The following is an 18,059-nucleotide window of genomic DNA, read 5'->3' on the forward strand; positions in this document are numbered from 1 at the left end:
AACATCATTTATAACTAAAGATGCTTTGGATTATAAAAAATATTTATTATAATATATAACTAAACAACTATAGTTTGTCAAAAAATATTTTTTAAATTCAAAATATTTGCGGGGCTTTGCCCCCGCTCTGCATGCCGACGAAGTCCACCTTTGGTGTCAGTAACCCCAGTTCTTTTGGACACTGTCCGTGCCATAGGCAGGCGTGGTACAGGCACAGCCCGCCTGCAGCGAAAGAACTGCATTTTACGAATTCCGTCAGTGGTGTGCGGTGAGAAAAAGTTGAATAAAAAATTACAAACTTAAAAATTTTCAGCATATATTATTATTTTTTAATCCAACTCATCATTTTTCTTAATTCTGCACCGACTTTTTCTAATTTATGCTCTCTTTCTAATCTTTTAGTAGCATTAAATTTAGCTTTGCGTCCTGCACTAAACTCCTGAATAAACTCGCTTGCAAAAGTACCGTCTTGTATTTCTCTTAATACTTTTTTCATTTCTTTTCTAGTCTCTTCAGTTATCATTCTTCTTCCAGTTCTGTAATCGCCGTATTCAGCAGTATTTGAAATAGAATATCTCATCATAGCAAAACCGCCAGAATATATTAAATCAACGATTAATTTCATTTCATGTATACATTCAAAATAAGCCATTTCTGGTTCATATCCTGCTTCTACTAAAGTATCAAAACCAGCTTTCATTAATTCTGTAACGCCGCCGCATAATACAGCTTGCTCCCCGAATAAATCAGTTTCTGTTTCTTCTCTGAATGTAGTTTCTAATATACCAGCACGTCCTGCACCTATTCCAGAAGCATAAGCTAAAGCATAATCTTTTGCTCTTCCGCTTTTATCCTGATAAACTGCTATCAAACTAGGAACACCTCTTCCTTCCAAATACTGACTTCTTACAGTGTGTCCAGGTCCTTTTGGAGCAACCATAATAACATCTATATTATCAGCTGGCATTACAAAATGGAAATGGATATTAAATCCATGTGCAAACATAAGTACATTTCCTTCTTTCATATGAGGAGCTACCTGACTATTATATATATCAGCAGCTACTTCATCTGGTACAAGCATCATAACTATATCAGCAGCCTTAGCAGCCTCTTCTACTTCCATTACCTTAAAACCTGCTTCTTCTGCTTTTTTGCAGTTAGCACTGTCTTTTCTAAGTCCTACTATAACGTTCATACCGCTGTCTTTTAAGTTTTGAGCGTGAGCATGTCCCTGACTGCCGTATCCCATTATAGCTATAGTTTTACCGTCTAGTACTCCTAGATTACAATCAGCATCATAATATTTTTTTATCATTTTAATTTCTCCTTTTTTCTTTTTTATATTTATTAATATTCAAAATTATTGATTATATTCATATTTGGAACATCATCGCCAAGCTGTATAGATGTTACACCTGTTCTTGAAAGCTCTAAAATATTAAAGTCTTTTAATGCTTCTAAATATCCATCTATTATAGAAGAAGGTGCCGTTATTTCTACTGTAATGCTTTTATTTCCAATATCAAGTATAAGCCCATTATATGAATTAGTTATATCGCAGGCTTTACGTCTGTTACTATTATTAATTTCTATTTTTACTAAAAGCAAATCTCTTATTATATTATTAGAATGATCTATTAAATGAACAGAATGAACTTCTATAAGTTTTGAAGTCTGCTTAATAATCTGATTTATATGTGAATCATCACCTTCCGTAACTATAGTCATTCTTGAAATACTAGGAACACAAGTTACAGAACATGTAATAGTTTCTATATTAAAACCCTTTTGACTAAATAATAAAGTTATTCTATTTAATACCCCAGCACTATTGTCTACAAATAAAACTAAAACTCTTCTTTCTTTCTTATCCATTTTTTACTCCTAATATTTATTAATCTACTATTATATCATCTATAGTTCCGCCAGCTGGTATCATAGGCAAAACTCTTAAATCTTTATCTATAATACATTCTATCCATACAGGACATTTACATTTTAAAGCCTCTTCAAAAGCCTCTTCAAATTCTTTTATAGTTTCACATCGAAAACCTTTGGCTCCAAAACCTTCTGCAACTTTTACATAATCCATTTTTTTATTTATATCAGTACTTGAATATCTTTTATCATAAAATATAGTCTGCCATTGTCTAACCATACCTAATGTACTGTTATTGAGTATTATTGTTATAACAGGCAATTCATATTCAACAGCAGTAGCTACTTCATTTAAGTTCATATAAAAAGAGCCATCCCCTGTTATATGTATTACTCTTCTATCTGGTTTAGCAAACTGACAGCCTAAAGCAGCACCGTATCCGAATCCCATAGTACCCAAACCTCCGCTCGTTATAAAACTTCTAGGTTTAGTATGCCTTATATACTGAACAGCCCACATTTGATGCTGACCTACATCTGTAACATAAATAGCCTCGTCTTTAGTTTTTTCTCCTATTATATCCATAACCTTACTAGGATAAATTCCGTCTTTATTGGTATTCCTGTCAGAATCCTCTTTCATCTCTTTAGCTCTTAAGTCTGATAGATATTTTACCCATTCATCATCATCTACTCTTTTTACTAATTTATTAAATCTATCTAATACATCGTTCAAATCACCAATTATACTGTAATCAACATTAACATTCTTATTAATCTCGCTTCTGTCAATATCTATATGAATCTTTTTAGCAACTCCTCCAAATTTAGAAGTATTTAAAGCAACTCTGTCGCTGAATCTTGTACCTACAGCAAGTATCAAATCGGCTTCATTCATTACTTTATTTGCAGTAGCAGATCCATGCATTCCTAAAAGTCCTATGTTCAATTTTTCATTATATCCTAATACTCCAGCCCCCATTAATGTATGTACTGAAGGTATATTAGAATTAATCATAAACTCTCTTAATTTATTGCTTGAGTCTTTTGCCCCACCTCCAAAATATATAATAGGTCTTTTAGATTCATTTATTAATTTTGCAACTAACTCTATAGTTTTTTCATCTTCTGCACTTATCTCTGCTTGTTTTGGAGAAAACTTTTCTCTTTTAATAAACTCTGTTTCTGCCAATGTGAAATTTTTTGGTATATCTATTAAAACAGGTCCTTTTCTTCCATTATTTGCTATTACAAATGCTTTTCTTATAGTGTTTGCAAGTTCATTGATATCTCTGACAACAAAATTATGTTTAGTTATAGGCATTGTTATACCTGCAATAAAAACTTCCTGAAATGAATCTTTTCCTATCAAACTTTCAGGAACATTAGCTGTTATTGCAACTAAAGGTACACTGTCCATATAAGCAGTAGCTAAAGGTGTTACCAAATTAGTAGCTCCAGGTCCGCTTGTAGCAATTACAACACCTGTTTTTCCGCTTGCTCTGGCATAACCGTCAGCAGCATGACATGCCCCTACTTCATCTACAGGCATTATATGTTTTATTTTATCTCTATATTTATAGATAGCATCATATATAAATAAAGCTGCACCGCCCGGATATCCGAATACAGTGTCTACCCCTTCTTCTATTAAAACTTCCATTATTATTTCTGAACCATTCAACTTCATAACAAACTCCTTAAATTATTTTATAGCCTTTTTAAATTTTATCATTGGTATTTCTATTCATAGAAACTTTATTATAAAACTATGTTAACTTAAATAAAATTGTATTATATTTTTAGATATTGGATTAATTATAACAGGATATTGACAAGAATAGAGAGGAGAATATTGAGAATAATATTTTTTATTGATTTATTAGAATTATTAAAATTAATTGCAGATGAGATTTGTTTAATAAAAACAGAATCATAGGTCATACTGTAAGCAGGTGACATTTTCATCTTCTTTCTCCTTTCGATATTTGATACATATTATAATATTTTTGAGTAATATTGCAATACTTAAAAACAATTTTTTTATTAACTTTTAATGTTTATTATAATTGACAATATAAATTATTTTAGTATACTAATTCATAAAGCTAATAATGCAGGATTTATGAAGATATTAAAAAACAGATACAAGAAAAAAATATTAGAAATAAAAAATAATAAATCTCTTATAAAAGAAACTGTTAAAAACAAATCTTTTTTTAATAAATTTATTAATTATATCATTTTTATATTTTTATCCGTATATAAATTTATACCTGAAATTATAATACTTTCTATTTTTTTTATATCAGCATTGTATTTATCAGTATCATTATACTCAAAAAAAATATATATACTCTTCTATAGAAAAAATACCATACAATGATGTTGCCTTAGTACTTGGCACAAGTAAATATTTATATAATGGGAAAATAAATATGTATTTCAAATTTAGAATGGATGCTGCTTATGAATTATACAAAAGCGGAAAAGTAAAGTATATACTTGTAAGCGGTGATAACAGACACAGATCCTACAATGAACCTAGACAAATGCGTCTTGATCTAATAAAATTAGGCGTAGATAAAAAACATATATTTCTTGATTTTGCTGGGTTTAGAACTAGAGATTCCATTATAAGAGCTAATAAAGTTTTTGAACTAACTAATTTTACTATAGTCTCTCAGCCTTTTCACAATGAAAGAGCAATACTTATAGCAAGGCAGAAAAAAATTGATGCAATAGCATATAATGCACATAATGTACGAAAACTATATAGATTAAGACAATTTCCAAGAGAAATAGGAGCTAGGGTTTTGATGTTTATTGATATTATATTAAACAGACCTCCGAAATTCTATGGAGACATTATAAAAATAGAAGAGCATGAAAATACTATTATAAATAAAAGCAATAAACTCGATAAATCAAAAATAAAATCATAACAAATAAATAATAAAAAAATAAAAACAATTCAATTTTTAAGGAAACAAACATGACATCTCAAATCTTAACTCAATTACTTCAGGCTTTATCTTTGCTTTCACTGCTTCTTCTTTTGGGAGTATTTTTAAGGGCTAAAGTAAAACTATTTCAAAAACTATATCTTCCAGCCTCAGTAATAGGAGGTTTTATAGGGCTTTTAATATCTCCTGAAATATTAGGGCGATTATCAAGCATATCAATATCAGAAGAATATATAAAAACTTATTCTCTTCTTCCCGGTATCTTATCTGTTCCTATATTTGCGGCTGTACCTTTAGGAATGTTTTTAAATGAAAAGAAAAATATCAAATCTTTATATCCTACAAAAGTATTAATAGCATTTGGTATATTTCAATGTGCAAGTATGTTTCAGTCAGCTATAGGATATGCTACTAATATGTTATTTACAAAAATAAATCCAGAAATAGGAATGTACAGAACTTTTGGATACGAACTTTCAGCTGGGTTTGCAGGAGGTCATGGACTTGCGGCCGCTACTGGAAAACTGCTTGAAGGTTTTGGAATACCTCAATGGGAAATAGCTCAGGGTGTTGCTTTAACTACCGCTACTATAGGTCTTGTAGGGGGAATGATATTCGGTATTATATTTATAAACATAGCAGTTAGGACAAATAAAACAAGCGTTATAAAAAAAATAGTTAATGAAAATACTGAAAATATAAATAAAATAGATAAAAATATGGAAAGAGGATATAATAGTGATATAAATACCCAAGCAAGTTTAGGACGTGAGACTTTTTTAAGCAGTTCTATAGAAACTATTACTTTTCATTTGGCTATTATATTTGCAGTATGCGGTATTGCCTATGTAGTTTTAAACTTTATAAAAAAAATAGGTGTAGCTGGATTAGATGTTCTTCCAGTATGGACTTATTCTATGATAATAATGTTTGCTTTAAATATGCTCATAAAAAAATTAAAACTTGAATGGATGGTAGATTCAAAAGTAAAGGCAAAAATAATTGGTACATTAAGCGACTTTGCTATAGTATCTGCAATAACAAGCCTTCCTATAAAAGCTATAATACATTATATAGCTCCTATAATAGTTATGTGTATAGCGGGATTTATATTCACTTACTTAATAGTATTTATATTTAATAATATGCTATTTAAAAATGATTATGCATTTGAAAGAGCAATAATTTCTTGGGGTACTTTAACAGGAGTATTAATAACTGGAATGACTCTTCTAAAAATATGCGATCCAGAATATAAAAGTCCTGCTCTGACAGAGTTCTCTCTTGGGTTTTCTCTTATGTCAGTTACTGGTCTTTTAATAGTACCTATACTTAATACTGTACTTGCTGTAGGTTCTACTTGGGATAATTTTATTACTGCTATAATAAGTTCAGCACTTTATTTAGCATTTGCATTTATAGTGTATTTTTTTCAAAGAAAGGTAAAAGCATAAAAATATATTAGACTTGTTTCAAAACTAATTTTATTTATAATTGAGATTTATATCATACATAAATAAAAAATAAAATACTATAAATATTCATTATTTATTATATATATATTTTTTTCCTCTTAAAATATCTTCAGATAATATTTTTTGAGCATGATTTACTATATATGAAGTGCTGTCTTTTTTTACTTCTATTTTTTTTATGTTTCCATTATCATTAGTATAGAAAGCATTATAATATCTTATAATATTATCTATCTTATCCTTATATAAAAGCGATATTATAGAGTTAGTATAATTTGCTTTTGTATTTACTGCTACAAACATAGGGATATTTTCTGGAGGAAATCCGTTTTCTTCAAATTTATAAGCTCCGTTTGTACCATTCCATATTAACATTGGAGATACTGTATTATCATTTAAGAAATCTTCTTTTATGTTGTTATCTATAGATGAGTTTTCTATTATTGTTTTTAAATACGGGTATAAGTGATCATGTTTAAATATTATAATTGCATCAGGATATTTTTCTAATATAGTATCTTTTGTATCTATTATATCTTTAGCCGCTAATGCCGAGTTTTCCATAGTCTCTATAAGTACTGGTATATCTTTTTTACTTATTTTATCCATCAATCTTTTGTTGTTTTTATATACGTTTAAATCATTTGAAACATGGCTTCCAGCATGCCCCATAAATGTAAAACCTGACAAAAATATAGGCTTATCATAATTATTAGTTTTTATATAATTTTTTATATTAGTAAGTCCCAAGCTGAAAACTACTTCCTCCATTCCAATATTTGGAAGTAATGCATCAAGATAATAAGTTACTCCCGATTCTTCTAGTGCTATTGTATGATATCCGTTATCTTTCATAATATAAGGCAAAGCTGAATATATAGGAGTTTTTTGTTTTTTAGGAAATAAAGGAGAAGAAGCTATAAGACCTGATGTTCTTGCAAATAAACTTCCATGACTGTCATTAGGTCCCACTCTTGTAGAATTGCTTGCCCATTCCCTATACTCTTTTGGAAAAGGGTCTTTATCCATAAGAGGGAGAAAATGTTCATAGTCATAAAATGATTCCATAAATATTACAAATACATCTCTTTTTTTATCGGTATCATATGGAAGTATTAAGTTTGATACATCTCTTTTATTTTGAATGTCTGTTAATAATTTCAAAGCCTCTTCAACACTTTCTTTATTGTCTCTTGCTTCTACAGACTTATCGTATGATATTCTGTAGCTTATAGTGTTGATAATGCCGTATTTATTTGCTATATCATTATAGTCAGCATATATTGAATTAATCTTTACAGGTCTGAAAAATGATATATAAGTTACAAGAGCAACTATTATTGTCATTATGATAGCTTTTATTATATTTGTTTTATACATTTTATAAAGTACGTATATAAAGTACAAAGCATAAGCAAGTAATAGTCCGAAATAAAGGGTTGTTGCAGTAATGGTTATTATCTGCATATATAGCGGAAGTACCTCTATAAGAGAAGGATACATGTCTGGCATGTCAGTAAAAAATAAAGGTTTTGCTTCTATTGTCATTCCTAATGGTTCTATAGTAAAAAAAGAAAATACTGCAACTATTATAAAAAAGTATGAAATTAATTTATTTTTATTTGAAAGTATATATGATATTATTGAAAACACATATACATAAATTATATCTATAATGCTGAAATTCATTTTATTTACAGAGAACATTGGAAATATTAATTGAGTTATAGAATAGTACATTGCTGTTATCAATATTAATGATATTATAAAAAACTATTATTTTTTAATGTATTGCTTTTCATATTATTATCCGAAGTATAAAATATATCAATGTTAAATTATACAATATAATTTTTTTTACACAATTTATTTTTTGTTTATTTTTGCTTAATTGTTTATATTATAATATGCATATTTGTTTGAAATGTAAAAAAAATGCTTGAATAATATGTTAACATATGATAATATAACTTTATACTAAAAGAAAGGATAAAGATGAAAGCATTAAAAATATTACTAGTATTATTTGCTTTTACTTCTGTTTCGTTTGCAAAAAGCGGATTAGAATTAGGTGTTTTTGTACCGCTCGGCATAGGTGTAGGAATTCATTATTATAATAAACCTCCTTCAACACTAAATAAAGCTCAGAGCAATACATATAATAACTATATAAGCAATAATACAATGACTTCACAGGTGGGCTTTGAAGCAGGCGTTTTGTTTCAGGCAGGATACAGACTAGAGCTTAATAGAGATATGAGTTTTAGTTTTATGGGTGAGTTTGGATACAGCAGAGATACTCTTAACTACAGAGGCAATGATATTAATACTAATTCTCTTGCTTTAAGGATGCAGAAATATAAATACTATAATTTTGATAGTATTGTTATAGGATTACTGCCTAAATTTAATTATCAGAGATTTTCTATAGGTATAGGATTTGGTATGAAAATTATTGTAAGCGGTACGTTTAATGATTCCAGCTATAATAAACTTTTGGGCTATTCTACAGAAACTATTAAAATGATTGATACGAAAAATTATAAAAATTATTTTTCTTCTAATATAATACCATATTTAAAAATAACACTTGATTATGCAGTATATACATCTGCTAAATTTGATTTTGTTGTAGGAGCATATTTAGGATATGACTTTGCTTTAAAATATCCTAATAATGTGGGAAAGATCAATAATACTCAGGTAGATGTCCCTATAGGAAATATGTCTAGTGTTGATTTAGGAATTCAGATAGGCACTAAAATAAGACCTATGAATTAATTTTTAAGTAAAAAAGGATATAAGTAAAAAATAATAACAGAGAAAATTATGAAAAGATTATTTTATATATTGATAATAGTATTACTATTTGCAGGAAGCAGTCTTTTTGCTAAAAGCGGTATAGAGATAGGTATATTTGTACCTTTAGGAATGGGAATAGGTATAAATAGCTATTCTCTTACTAATAAAAAAGCAACTAAGCAGCAGACAAATGATTTTGAGGCAGCTGTAAAACAAGCCAACAGACATTCGGGTGTAGGTTTTGATGCAGGAGCTTTATTTCATATAGGCTACAGGTTTGAAATAAACAAAGATATGAGTGTCAGTGTCCTCGGGGAATTGGGATATTCTCATGATGAATTTGTTTTTTATAGAAAAAGTACTGATAAAAACTATAAAAATACATACACATATATGTTTGAGAGTTTGGCTATTGGAATATATCCTAAATTTAATTGGAAGAAGTTTTCATTTGGATTAAATGTGGGCATGAAAATTCCTTTATATGCAAAATCAATGTCAGCGTATACCGATTATAAAGCAGAAACTATAGATAGAAATATAGAACATTATAATGTTTCTCAGATGAAAGAAGTATTTAATGTTCCTTTAATGGCTTATTTGAGATTTTCAGTAGATTATTCTATTTATACAGATAAAAAATTTGCTCTAGTACTTGGAGGATATATAGGCGGAAATTTTGGCATGTCATTAAAAAGTCCTTTAATTAATAATCAAACTATTGCTAAAATGACTAAACAGACTATATCTAGTTTTGATATAGGTTTTCAAGTAGGAGTGAAAATACTCCCTAACAATTAATTTTAAGGAGAAATATATGATAAAAAAATTATTTGTTTTTATTTTATTAATATCAGTATTAAGCTGTACTAACAATGCATTAAAACCAGATGATTTCAGTAAGGAAACTATAGATAAGAAATATCCTTACTGGCAGGTAGGAGTATCACGTTTTGAGATTGCAAGTTCTGAGAAAACATATACTACAATAACAGTTGAAGAAAAACGTTTTATATTATTATGTATGGCATATATGAGATTAGTTGTCAATACTGAAGAGTTTGTAGAAGAGATATATAAAAATAAAGATCAGCTTAGATCTTCGGTAACAGATCAGTTTGCAGCAAGTGCTTATAAAATAAAACAAGATGAATTATATGATCCAGACAGGCTTATAGAAATAATAAGAACTCTTAAATATGATTTTTTATATAGAAAATCAAATTCTAATCCTGCAGGTGCAAGCGGTGCTGTTGGAGATATAAGATATGTACGTTACGGATATACTACAGTAAAAACTGGTGATTTTGTACAGTTTGTAAATGCCAACTGGATATCTTGGTCAACTTGGCCGGGCGGAAATACCATAGGAGGCTTTGCAAGTACGGCAGCATTGCTTTTTCATGAACATATGCATAATATAGGCTTTCAGCATGTTGGAAAAAATCAGGTTCCATATGTACTTCAGGGTATAGTGCAGAATATTTTAAATAGAATATTGGCTGGAGATTTGAAAGATAAATATGCTAAACAATTAGATGAGCTTACTGCTTACTACTATACAGCATATAAAGATTTATTAACAGAAGACAGTGTTTTTGACCCTAATTTGAAATAGGAGAATATATGATAAAAAAATTATTTGTATTTAGTTTAGTGTTATTATCTGTTTTAGGGTGTACTAATAGTGCATTAAAACCAGATGATTTTAGTAAAGAAACTATTGATAAAAAATATCCTTACTGGCAGGTAGGTATAGATCGTTTTGAAATAGACAGCAGATTGACAAAATATACTACTATTACAGTAGATGAAAAAAATATATGTTAATATGTATGGCACTTATTAGACTGGCAGTTAATACTGAAGAGTTTGTAAACGGTGTAAATGCAAAAAAGAATGAATTAGGCTCTTCTGTAAATGACAGCTATGACGGGCATGTATTAAAAATAGGAGATAAATATGATGCCCAAAAAGTTATAGACTGTGTTCGTTCTCTTAAATACGATTTTGTATACAGAAAAATGAATACTGCAGCAGGTGCTGGTACAGGTGAAATGGGAAAATCAAGATATTTACGTTATGGACTTCAGCCAGAAAGTCAAATACCTACAGGCGGATGGGTAGGATTTAGTAGCGGCAAATGGGGCAGTTTAGACGATCCTTTGTATGGCGACTATTATACATATATGAAGAGTCAGGAATATGCAAATGTAGCAGCTTTAATGTTTCATGAGCATATGCATAATATAGGTTTTCATCATGTAGGACAATATGCTGTTCCTTATACTCTTGATGGTGTAGTAAGAGATATTTTGAATAGAATCTTATGGAAAGATGCAATAAACGGGACTACGCCAAATTTAAAAAATAAATATAAAAAACAGATTGATGAACTTATCGCTTATTATCTTACAGAATATAAAGATTTATTAAATGAAGATACTATTTTTGATCCTAATATAAAATAATTAAATATTTATAAAAAATAAAGGACTTATGATTATTCCATAAGTCCTTTTTAATTATTTAATATTTAAACTATTAGTCTAATTTATCACCTACTATTTGTCCATTATTATTAACATAAACTTCTCTGTTATTTCCTAATTTTAATTTGTAGCTTAAATATTCTTTGCTTATTTCTAGCACTGCAACACCTTGATATTTTCCTTCAACAGCTTTCATTATATTTGCAGGTATGAATTTTGTAGGCAAAGGAGTGCGTTCAGAAGTTACATCAGTCCAGTCGCCATTTCTATCAAAATCGATTTCTACTCCGCTTTGAAGTTCTGCCTTAAAACTGTTTCTGTCTTGTTCTGCATATACTATAGCGTCATTTGCAAAGTTAGCAGCTATGAAATCCTGAGCCTTTTTTTGGAAGCTGATTGGCTTGTATAGGCATGTCAGCAGCAAATACACTCGCTATTGATAACATCATCACAGATGCTAGTAAAATAATTTGTTTTAATTTTCTTTTCATAAAAAATCGCTCCTTTTTTTATTTTTTTATTATAACTACAGTATAGTAAAAAAACAGATTTTTGTCAATATTTTTTACATTAAAATCAATAAAAATTTACTTTTTTATATGAAAAGTAAATAAAAGGTAAATAAATATACTATTAAGTAAATATTTATGTATGTATTTTTGCAATAAAAAAACTGGTATAAAAATACCAGCTTTTATTATTTTTTAGTAAAATGTATTAGTCTAATTTATCACCTACTATTTTACCGCTGTTATCAACATAAACTTCCCTGTTGTTTCCTAGTTTTAGTTTATAACTATTATATTCTTTACTTATTTCTAGTACAGGGACTTGAGGATATTTTGCTTGTACTGGATTTATAATATTAGCAGGTATAAATTTTGTAGGCAAAGGAGTACGTTCAGAAGCTACATCAGTCCAGTCACCATTTCTATCAAAATCAATTTCTATTCCGCTTTGTAGTTCTGCTTTAAAACTATTTCTGTCTTGTTCAGCATATACAACAGGGTCATTAGTAAAATTAGCACTTATAAAATCCTGAGCTTTTTTTGGAAGCTGATTGGCTTGTATAGGCATGTCGGCTGCTGTTAGTATTGAAGCTTGCAAGATAGTTAGAAATAGTATAGAGATGAAAAGTTTAGTATTTTTTATCATACTTTACCTCCTTGTTGTTTTTGGATAATAATAAAACATATAGCTACATAAAAAGTAAAATTAGTACATAAAAAATATAATATATTTTACAATTTTATGTATGTTTTGTTTGTATTATGTAATTAAAAATAGAAATAAATAGCTATTTATGATTTTTTTATACAAAAAAGAGAATTTATGTATTATTTGATTAATATATTTAATTGACTTTTTTATAAAAATTCTTAAATTCTGTTTATATTAAAAATTGGAGGAAGTATGGCTCACAATATTATAGACGGATATAGAAAAATAGAGGGCAATTACCCTACATACAGAGAGTATTTAATTCATTTTTACTGTAAAGACTGTTCAAATTTCTGGGCAGTAGATGATAAAGAAATCAATATATCCGAAGATGATGATATAACTCAGATTGATGATATAATAGAGGATTCAGTATCACATTGTCCTATATGCGGCTCTACTAATATAACTAGAAGCAATAACAATAATTAACAATTTTTTAAGGAGGTATTTATATCTATTTAAATACCTCTTTTAGTTTGCTTTATTTTCTATAAAATCTGTAATTTCTTTATATCCCAAATCTTTAGCAATATTTAAAGCATTTTTATTATCCTCATTTTTGATGTTCAAATCTGCCCCTTTTTCTATCAGTAACTGAGATGCTTTTATATTATTGTTTTTTACAGCTATAATTAAGGCACTGTCGCCTCTAACATCAGTATCATTAATATTAGCACCGTTTCTTATTAAAAAGTCAATAGTGTCTACCGCACCATCTTCTGCTGCATACATTAAAGGAGTTTTATTGCTAAAATCTTTAGAATTAATATTTATTCCAGAGGCAAGAAGTCTTTTTATTTTAGACAAATCACCATAAAGGCAAGCTATATGTATGCTTTCAGAGTTCTCTATCTTTATATTTTTGGTAATTTTTTTGATAATAGGCCACAATATAACAACAGCTACTATTATTACTATAATCAGAGTATTGATATTGATGTTCATTTTTTATTCCAGTTTTTATATGACATTACATACATATAATAACAATAGACATTTGTTAATGTAAAATATGGTTTTTTATCTATTTTTTTAAATAAATAACTTTACCCTCTTTATTTTTGGTATCTATTACTATTTCTTTACCCTTTAACTGCATAGCATATGGAAATATTATATAAGGTACATTCAATGATTTTAATAATATGGCAGCATGAGACATAGCACTTCCATTAATAGATATAACACCTTTTATATTTTCGCCTATTTCTGTTACTATAGAAGCATATATATTGTCTACTATGAGTATTACATCATCTTCTTCTGGTAAGTTTATTTTTACATCCAATAAGTATTTTAATACCTGATAAAGTATGTCCTCTACATCATATTTTCTTTCTTTTATATATCCGTCATCTAATGAATCAAAACTTTTGAATATATTTCTCATAACTTTATTGTATGAATAAGCCGCTGAATATTTTTTATCTTCTATTAAGTTGTAAACTTCTTTTAGAGCATAATCATCAAAAAGCATTGATATATATGTTTCAAATATTAAATATTCATTGTTCTGCAATTTCTTTTTTTCTATAATACTTTTTTGTTCGAGAAGATCCTTTTTTACATTTTCAATTGCCGATTTAAATTTTTCTTTTTCGGACTCTATATCTTTTACATATTCTTTTTTTACATTTATATCAAAATACATATATACAGCCTTACCGCTTACAAATCCATCACATACAACTTTATAATCACTTTCTATATCTTTATCTTTTGACTGCTGAGTTTTGTATTTTGTCTCAAATTTTCCATTTACCAAATATTCAAATCTTTCTAATACCTCTTCGGCATCTGGACCTTTAGCATAAATCTCCATTACATCGCCGTATTCTATATTGAGCAATGTTACTTTGGTTATACTGTCAGCAGATACAGGCGGTTTATGTTTTGTTTTATTAGAAATAAATACCTTACTTTTTGAGTTAGCTATTATATTAATAAACATAAACACTGGTCTTGCATGAAAACCATTTTCCAAAAGTATTTTATATTCGCCTTTTATATAATCTTTAAACTCTATATCTTCAAGCAAATCATTATTATTTATAGAATAATCAAATTTGTCTTTAACATATGATATTTTAGGAGTCAAACTTTCAAGTGATTCATTAATAACATCATCAATATTTTTGCCCAAAGATGACTGTATAGCAGCATTAATACCTCCCTCTATAAATGGGGCTGAAGTCATTCTTACATTTTTTGCTTTTTCTTCATCAAGCATAGATAAAGCAAGTTCAGAACTTATCAATGCACTTCCCAAATCACAGAATATTATAACCCCATCATAAGAATACACACTTTCTATAGCATTAAAAACTTCTACAGCATCAGTACCAAGCTCTTTATGATCGTCTCCGCTTCCTCCAGAAAAAGCTATAGGTATATCCGTATTTGTAACTTTTTTTATATATTCAGCTGTAGTTTTAGCAAGATCATAGCTATGTGAAACAAATATTAAACTAACCACATTAATTCCTTTTAATATTTTTATTTTGTTAATATTTTATAATATATTTATCAATTCTTTTATCATCATATAAGAGGAAGCAGCACCCGCATCCTGATGTCCCTTGCTTCTATCCCCCAAATAACTAGCCCTTCCTTTAGTAGCTATCATATCAATTGTAGATTTCATTCCATTTTCTGCAGATATTAGCACTTCTTTTTTGAAATTTTCTAAATTATCAGTATTATTTTTCATAGCCTCTAAAGCAGGATAAAGAGTATCAAGCATAGTTTTTTCACCAGCTTTTGATTTTCCTAGTGCAGATATAGCATTTGTTCCTTTATTAAATATTTCTGTTATGTCATTTAATGATAATTCTTCCTTATTTGAAGATACACTTACAGCATTAAGAAAGAATGTGCCATATAGAGGTCCTGAAGCTCCGCCTACATTTTTTATAAGCATAGTGGCTGTTTGTTTGAATATTGATGATATAGAAGCATTTTCATCTTTATTAAGAGCATCTCTTACAAAACCAAAACCTCTGCTTATATTTATACCATGATCAGCATCTCCTATATCAGCGTCTAGCTTTGTGAGATAATCCTTATTTTCATCATAAACTTTAGAGAGATTAATAAGCCATTCTTTTATTTTTATGCTGTTATACATCAATATCTCCTTTTTTATTTAAGATTCATTTATTTTCTAATACTACATACCCCATCTTAAAGCTGCAGTATGAACAGGATAATCCCATAATTTCAGTATATCATCATTAACTTTTATCAAACTTATAGAAGCTCCTGCCATATCTATAGAAGTAACATAATTTCCGATAAGATTTCTTACTATTTTTATGCCTTTTTTTTCAGCTATTTTTTGAACATCATTGTATAATATATAAAGTTCCATCAAAGGAGTAGCCCCCATACCATTAACCATACATATAACTTCATCTCCGTTTTTGTATGGTATATCAGAACATATTGCCTCCATCATAGTTTCAGCGATTTTTTGAGAACTTATTAATTTTATTCTTTCTCTTCCGGGCTCTCCATGTATTCCTATTCCCATTTCTATTTCATCATCAGATATATCAAAAGTAGGTTTTCCAACAGCAGGTACAGTACATGAAGTTAAAGCCATACCCATAGAACGTGCATTTTCTTTGCAGTAATTAGCATATTCCAAAATTTTGTCTATGTTATCGCCTCTTTCAGAAGAAGCTCCGCAAATCTTTTCAAAAAATACTGTAGCACCTACGCCTCGTCTTCCAGTTGTATACAGACTATTTTTTACAGAGACATCATCATCTATAATAACACTTCTAACATCAATATTTTCAGCTTTACATAGATCTTCAGCCATTTGGAAGTTCATTACATCACCAGTATAGTTTTTTACTAAAAATAAAACCCCTTTTTCATAATTTACAGCTTTAACAGCCTCTTCCATTTGATCTGGTGTAGGAGAAGTAAATATTTCTCCCGGACATGCTCCGTCAAGCATTCCGTATCCTACAAAACCTGCATGCAAAGGCTCATGCCCAGATCCACCTCCAGAAATTAAAGCCACTTTACTGCTTTTAGAGACTCTCGTTACAAATATAGGATCATAATTTACTTTTATTAAATTATGATATGCTTTCTGCATTCCCAAAAGTTCTTCTGTTATTATATCGTTTATATTATTGATGATTTTTTTCATATATCCTCCCTTACATACTTATGTATTTTTATTTTTGGGCATATATGTTGTATTATGTATACTAATAATTATAAATATAAAACATCTTTTTGCAAGAGATTATTAAAGAATTTGTAACAAATATAATGTAAAAATAAAAAGAATATGTAAATTCATTTTATATATTTGTATGCTGTTTTTGGTATAATTATTTTTTATAAATTTATTAAATTTGCTTGCAATTATTGGCTAATAATAGTATTATTAATAGAACTTAATATATTAAGGGGTTGTATAATGCTCAAGAAAATATTTATCGTAACATTAATGTTTGCATTTTCTTTATCATCTGTTTTTGCTCAAGACACTACTGCTGCTGAAACAACAACAGAATCTGAAGGTAATAAACCAAGAGAGGAGTTGTCTCAAAATTTTGTAGATGCCTTAGCTGGTCAAGATGAAAGACTTTTAATATCAGCTATAGAGGGTGGCTCTCCTCAAGTTAAGGCTTTATGTTTTAAAGCTTTAAGCGAAAAAGGTGCTAATTCAGAAACTTTATTAGAAGCAATTAATAGATATGTAAGCTATGGTTTGAATGCTCCTACTACTCACAATTCTGACTCTATGGTTCGTTATCAGGCTTTACAGGCTGCTAAAGCTGCTAAATCAGAAACTTCTGTAGAATATATATCTCAAATGTTATATTCTGAACAAGAAACTTCTAATATAATAGCTGCTGCTCAAGCATTAGGTGAAATAGGAAGTCCTAAAGGTGTAGCTGCTTTGCTTTTTCAATTAAGATTAGCTAAAACTCAGGCTATTGTTTATGAAGTTGCTGTTGCTTTAGGTAAAATAGGCGATCAGGCTGCTTTAAGCGATTTAATAGATTTAGCTCAAAATGATCAATACTTTGTAGTTGTTAGACAGGCTGCTGTTGATGCTATAAAAAACATTAAACCTGCTTCAGGTGATAATGGCAGTTCTTCAACTACCACTACTACTGATGATACTGCAGCTCAATAATTAAGACATTAATTTTATTTTAATAAAAAAGCCTATCAGTAAAATGATAGGT

Annotated in this window: 15 protein-coding genes and 3 pseudogenes; 8 read left to right on the forward strand and 10 right to left on the reverse strand. The window is 28.8% G+C overall.

Annotated features, from left to right (window positions below; genetic code table 11):
- Positions 1–322 precede the first annotated feature (322 nt).
- Genes ilvC through ilvB form a run of 3 tightly spaced genes read right to left on the reverse strand, consistent with a single transcriptional unit; the run spans position 323 to position 3,571 of the window.
- Positions 323–1,315 carry a ketol-acid reductoisomerase gene (gene ilvC, locus KQ44_RS07370; protein ID WP_346426134.1) on the reverse strand — a complete coding sequence of 331 codons (993 nt, stop codon included), beginning with the start codon at positions 1,313–1,315 and terminating at the stop codon, positions 323–325.
- Positions 1,316–1,350: 35 nt separating this feature from the next.
- Positions 1,351–1,878 (reverse strand): acetolactate synthase small subunit, encoded by a 528-nt coding sequence (gene ilvN / locus KQ44_RS07375; RefSeq protein WP_096736870.1) that lies wholly within the window; start codon positions 1,876–1,878, stop codon positions 1,351–1,353.
- A gap of 19 nt (positions 1,879–1,897) precedes the next feature.
- A complete protein-coding gene (gene ilvB, locus KQ44_RS07380; RefSeq protein ID WP_096736871.1) occupies positions 1,898–3,571 on the reverse strand; it encodes a biosynthetic-type acetolactate synthase large subunit in 1,674 nt (557 codons plus the stop codon).
- A 435-nt stretch (positions 3,572–4,006) separates the two neighbouring features.
- On the opposite strand from ilvB, the pseudogene KQ44_RS15575 reads away from it, so the two are divergent.
- Together KQ44_RS15575 and KQ44_RS07390 are read left to right on the forward strand one after the other, a co-directional pair.
- Positions 4,007–4,826: pseudogene (locus tag KQ44_RS15575) on the forward strand (ElyC/SanA/YdcF family protein).
- 50 nt (positions 4,827–4,876) lie between these two features.
- Entirely contained in the window at positions 4,877–6,301 is a 1,425-nt protein-coding gene (locus KQ44_RS07390) for a sodium/glutamate symporter (RefSeq protein ID WP_096736872.1), read from the forward strand.
- A gap of 90 nt (positions 6,302–6,391) precedes the next feature.
- On the opposite strand, the gene KQ44_RS07395 is transcribed toward KQ44_RS07390, so the two are convergent.
- Positions 6,392–8,062, reverse strand: coding sequence for a sulfatase (locus KQ44_RS07395; protein WP_240516536.1), 1,671 nt, complete (start codon positions 8,060–8,062; stop codon positions 6,392–6,394).
- Positions 8,063–8,317: 255 nt separating this feature from the next.
- On the opposite strand from KQ44_RS07395, the gene KQ44_RS07400 reads away from it, so the two are divergent.
- From KQ44_RS07400 to KQ44_RS07415, 4 genes and pseudogenes are all read left to right on the forward strand, one after another.
- The gene (locus KQ44_RS07400; protein WP_096736874.1) at positions 8,318–9,103 is read left to right on the forward strand and encodes a hypothetical protein; all 786 of its coding nucleotides are present in this window, start codon (positions 8,318–8,320) and stop codon (positions 9,101–9,103) included.
- A 48-nt stretch (positions 9,104–9,151) separates the two neighbouring features.
- Positions 9,152–9,925 carry an outer membrane beta-barrel protein gene (locus KQ44_RS07405; protein ID WP_096736875.1) on the forward strand — a complete coding sequence of 258 codons (774 nt, stop codon included), beginning with the start codon at positions 9,152–9,154 and terminating at the stop codon, positions 9,923–9,925.
- Positions 9,926–9,941: 16 nt separating this feature from the next.
- Positions 9,942–10,742, forward strand: coding sequence for a hypothetical protein (locus tag KQ44_RS07410; protein ID WP_096736876.1), 801 nt, complete (start codon positions 9,942–9,944; stop codon positions 10,740–10,742).
- Positions 10,743–10,750: 8 nt separating this feature from the next.
- Positions 10,751–11,595, forward strand: a pseudogene (locus tag KQ44_RS07415) (hypothetical protein).
- Between the two features lie 73 nt (positions 11,596–11,668).
- On the opposite strand, the pseudogene KQ44_RS07420 reads toward KQ44_RS07415, so the two are convergent.
- Positions 11,669–12,107 (reverse strand): annotated as a pseudogene (locus KQ44_RS07420) (PepSY-like domain-containing protein).
- A 226-nt stretch (positions 12,108–12,333) separates the two neighbouring features.
- Positions 12,334–12,771, reverse strand: coding sequence for a PepSY-like domain-containing protein (locus KQ44_RS07425; RefSeq protein WP_096736877.1), 438 nt, complete (start codon positions 12,769–12,771; stop codon positions 12,334–12,336).
- 258 nt (positions 12,772–13,029) lie between these two features.
- On the opposite strand from KQ44_RS07425, the gene KQ44_RS07430 reads away from it, so the two are divergent.
- The gene (locus KQ44_RS07430) at positions 13,030–13,269 is read left to right on the forward strand and encodes a hypothetical protein (RefSeq protein ID WP_013114642.1); all 240 of its coding nucleotides are present in this window, start codon (positions 13,030–13,032) and stop codon (positions 13,267–13,269) included.
- A 42-nt stretch (positions 13,270–13,311) separates the two neighbouring features.
- On the opposite strand, the gene KQ44_RS07435 is transcribed toward KQ44_RS07430, so the two are convergent.
- The 4 genes from KQ44_RS07435 to dhaK form a co-directional block, all read right to left on the reverse strand.
- Complete coding sequence (locus KQ44_RS07435; protein ID WP_096736878.1) at positions 13,312–13,785, reverse strand: ankyrin repeat domain-containing protein; 474 nt, start codon at positions 13,783–13,785, stop codon at positions 13,312–13,314.
- A 79-nt stretch (positions 13,786–13,864) separates the two neighbouring features.
- Positions 13,865–15,316 carry a dihydroxyacetone kinase phosphoryl donor subunit DhaM gene (gene dhaM, locus KQ44_RS07440; protein WP_096736879.1) on the reverse strand — a complete coding sequence of 484 codons (1,452 nt, stop codon included), beginning with the start codon at positions 15,314–15,316 and terminating at the stop codon, positions 13,865–13,867.
- A gap of 36 nt (positions 15,317–15,352) precedes the next feature.
- Entirely contained in the window at positions 15,353–15,967 is a 615-nt protein-coding gene (gene dhaL / locus KQ44_RS07445) for a dihydroxyacetone kinase subunit DhaL (protein WP_096736880.1), read from the reverse strand.
- A 42-nt stretch (positions 15,968–16,009) separates the two neighbouring features.
- Entirely contained in the window at positions 16,010–17,005 is a 996-nt protein-coding gene (gene dhaK, locus KQ44_RS07450) for a dihydroxyacetone kinase subunit DhaK (RefSeq protein ID WP_096736881.1), read from the reverse strand.
- A gap of 276 nt (positions 17,006–17,281) precedes the next feature.
- On the opposite strand from dhaK, the gene KQ44_RS07455 reads away from it, so the two are divergent.
- A complete protein-coding gene (locus KQ44_RS07455) occupies positions 17,282–18,007 on the forward strand; it encodes a HEAT repeat domain-containing protein (protein ID WP_096736882.1) in 726 nt (241 codons plus the stop codon).
- Positions 18,008–18,059 lie beyond the last annotated feature (52 nt).

The organism is Brachyspira sp. G79, assembly GCF_002379365.1.
Classification (GTDB): Bacteria; Spirochaetota; Brachyspiria; order Brachyspirales; family Brachyspiraceae; genus Brachyspira.